The sequence below is a fragment of the Acinetobacter sp. UBA2063 genome (assembly GCF_002333245.1).
Taxonomy (GTDB): domain Bacteria; phylum Pseudomonadota; class Gammaproteobacteria; order Pseudomonadales; family Moraxellaceae; genus Acinetobacter; species Acinetobacter parvus.
Genome location: NZ_DDAH01000068.1, coordinates 1 through 2821, shown reverse-complemented (window position 1 = coordinate 2821; position 2821 = coordinate 1). Strand labels below are relative to the sequence as shown.

The window sequence follows — 2821 nt, the reverse complement described above, 5'->3', positions numbered from 1 at the left end:
TTTTAAGCTTAAACCTCAGGTGCTTAAATGCAAGACCAAATCACCACTTTTTAATGTCAAAACTGTCTCACCCCGTGCATTTTCAGACAAACTGCCATAGTTCACAAGGTGATAAAAACTTTGACGCTGAATCAACGCATTCATTCCAAAACGAACATGCACATAAGGACGCAATTCATCCTCTCCTGCTTCATTTGGATAGGCACGCATAAAAACTGGGTGTCGCTCATCCACAATCACCACATCCTGATTGCTGGTGGTGAGCTGTAAATAGGTCTTGCCCTCTATCTCAACCTGATCCACCTGGTTGATTAGCAGTGGCTCATCCTCAACCTCAATTTCAATCTGCTCAACAGGTGTTTTCAGGTAAAACTTTCCATCCTCTTTCCACAGCACCTTGCTAAACAGGTCGAGTAAAGCCTGCCGCTTGACCAATTGACCTTCGTGCCACCATTCTCCATTGGCTTTTATCTTTAGATCCATTTTGCCGCAATGCTTTGGATGCCACTGGTCTAAAGGTGGAATTGACCTTTTGTGACTTTGCTGTACATCTTTTACGTATTGTGCTATGCTCATTAAGTTTTTATCATCAGAAAACATGATTTTTCCCTTATTTTGTAGCGAGTCTGATGGAGAATCATTTTCATTTATCGTCGTTTATGCCTAGCTGACGAAAAAATATGACCGCTCAGCCAATTGGCGAGTCCAAGGTTTAAAACTATACTATCCCAAACGTTTGCAAGTACAATAGTGTCTTTGTGCTTGGCAATACAGAACACTCATGGCAGCACCGAATCGCAATATTACGGTTGCCACCCTTAAAAATATGAGGAGTCCTACATGGAACACATCGAACGTGAAGCGATGGAGTTTGACGTAGTGATCGTAGGCGCAGGGCCTGCGGGTTTATCTGCTGCGATTAAAATTCGTCAACTAGCGATTGAAAACAACCTACCAGACCTTACTGTGTGTGTTGTTGAAAAAGGCTCTGAAGTAGGTGCGCATATCCTTTCTGGTGCTGTACTTGAACCACGCGCCATGAATGAACTGTTTCCGAACTGGAAAGAAGAAGGCGCGCCACTCAATGTTCCTGTAACAGGCGACGAAACCTATTTCCTGCTTTCTGATACCAAGGCACAAAAAATGCCGTATTGGATGGTACCAAAATCAATGCACAACGAAGGGAACTATGTGATTTCCCTCGGTAACGTTGTTCGCTGGTTAGGTCAAAAAGCGGAAGAACTTGAAGTTTCAATTTTCCCTGGCTTCGCCGCTTCTGAAATTCTTTACCATGAAGATGGTACTGTAAAAGGTATCCAGACGGGTGATATGGGCATTGGCAAAAATGGTGAGCCAACGCATAACTTCACCCCAGGTTATGAGCTTCATGCCAAATATACCCTATTTGCTGAAGGCTGCCGTGGTCATCTTGGTAAGCGCCTAATTGCTAAATATAACCTAGATAAAGATGCCGATCCGCAACACTACGGTATCGGGATTAAAGAACTTTGGGAAATTGACCCAGCGAAGCACAAACCGGGCTTAGTGATGCACGGTGCAGGTTGGCCATTGAACGAAACTGGTTCGTCTGGTGGTTGGTGGTTATACCACGCTGAAAACAACCAAGTGACGTTGGGTATGATTGTTGATTTATCTTATGAAAATCCACACATGTATCCATTCATGGAAATGCAACGTTGGAAAACTCACCCAACAATTAAGCAATTCCTAGAAGGCGGTAAACGTATTTCTTATGGTGCCCGTGCGGTTGTGAAAGGTGGCTTTAATGCCTTACCTAAACTCACTTTCCCAGGTGGTTGTTTGATTGGTGATGATGCAGGTTTCTTGAACTTCTCTAAAATCAAAGGTTCTCACACTGCCATGAAATCTGGCATGTTGTGTGGTGAAGCTGTGTTTGAAGCGATTGTAGCGGGTGCAGCCAAAGGTGGTGATTTAGCCGTTGCACGTGTCACTGAAGGCGAAGATCATTTCGACAAAGAATTAACCGCATACACTGAAAAATATAACAATTCTTGGTTAAAAGAAGAGTTATATAGCTCGCGTAACTTTGGCCCAGCGATGCACAAGTTTGGTCAATGGATTGGTGGTGCGTTTAACTTTATCGATCAAAACATCCTTAAAGTACCATTTACCTTACATGACTTAAAACAAGACTTTGCTGCACTTAAAACTGTAGATGCATCGACGTTCAAACCAAACTATCCGAAAGCTGATGGTAAGTTAGTATTTGATCGTTTATCTTCAGTATTTGTATCAAATACCGTACATGAAGAAAATCAACCTGCGCATTTGAAATTGACTGATCCATCGATTCCAGTTGAAGTGAACTTACCGAAATGGGATGAGCCTGCTCAACGTTACTGCCCTGCTGGTGTTTATGAAATCATGGAAAATGATGATGGTTCTAAACGCTTCCAGATTAACGCAGCAAACTGTGTACACTGTAAGACCTGTGATATTAAAGATCCATCTCAGAACATTACCTGGGTAACCCCTGAGGGTGGCGGTGGTCCAAATTACCCTAACATGTAATTAGTATCCAAACATGTAATCTATTACATAGCCATTACTCAAAGCCCTGATTGAAAGATTGGGGCTTTGTTACTTTTAACATGCAAGCTAAAATCAATTCAATTTTTTCTTTTTATCGATATAAAGGAAAGGTTTTTAAGTAACTCAAACATCAGAATATTCAATGGCATGAAACTACGGCTATTGCCAAGTTTGAACATTTGCTTAAAAATAACTTGATCAAGGAAGCATAACAAATTAAGGAATCGCCCTGTCCCAAAAGGTCAGG

Annotated in this window: 2 protein-coding genes; one reads left to right on the top strand and one right to left on the bottom strand. The window is 42.0% G+C overall.

The annotated features are described in order from the left end of the window. Window positions 1–15 precede the first annotated feature (15 nt). Window positions 16–600, bottom strand: coding sequence for a DUF1285 domain-containing protein (locus tag B4H32_RS03220; protein WP_004680649.1), 585 nt, complete (start codon window positions 598–600; stop codon window positions 16–18). 240 nt (window positions 601–840) lie between these two features. Here B4H32_RS03220 and B4H32_RS03215 point away from each other — a divergent pair, with 240 nt between their 5' ends. Next, window positions 841–2553 carry an electron transfer flavoprotein-ubiquinone oxidoreductase gene (locus B4H32_RS03215; protein ID WP_286799950.1) on the top strand — a complete coding sequence of 571 codons (1713 nt, stop codon included), beginning with the start codon at window positions 841–843 and terminating at the stop codon, window positions 2551–2553. The last annotated feature ends 268 nt before the right edge of the window (window positions 2554–2821 follow it).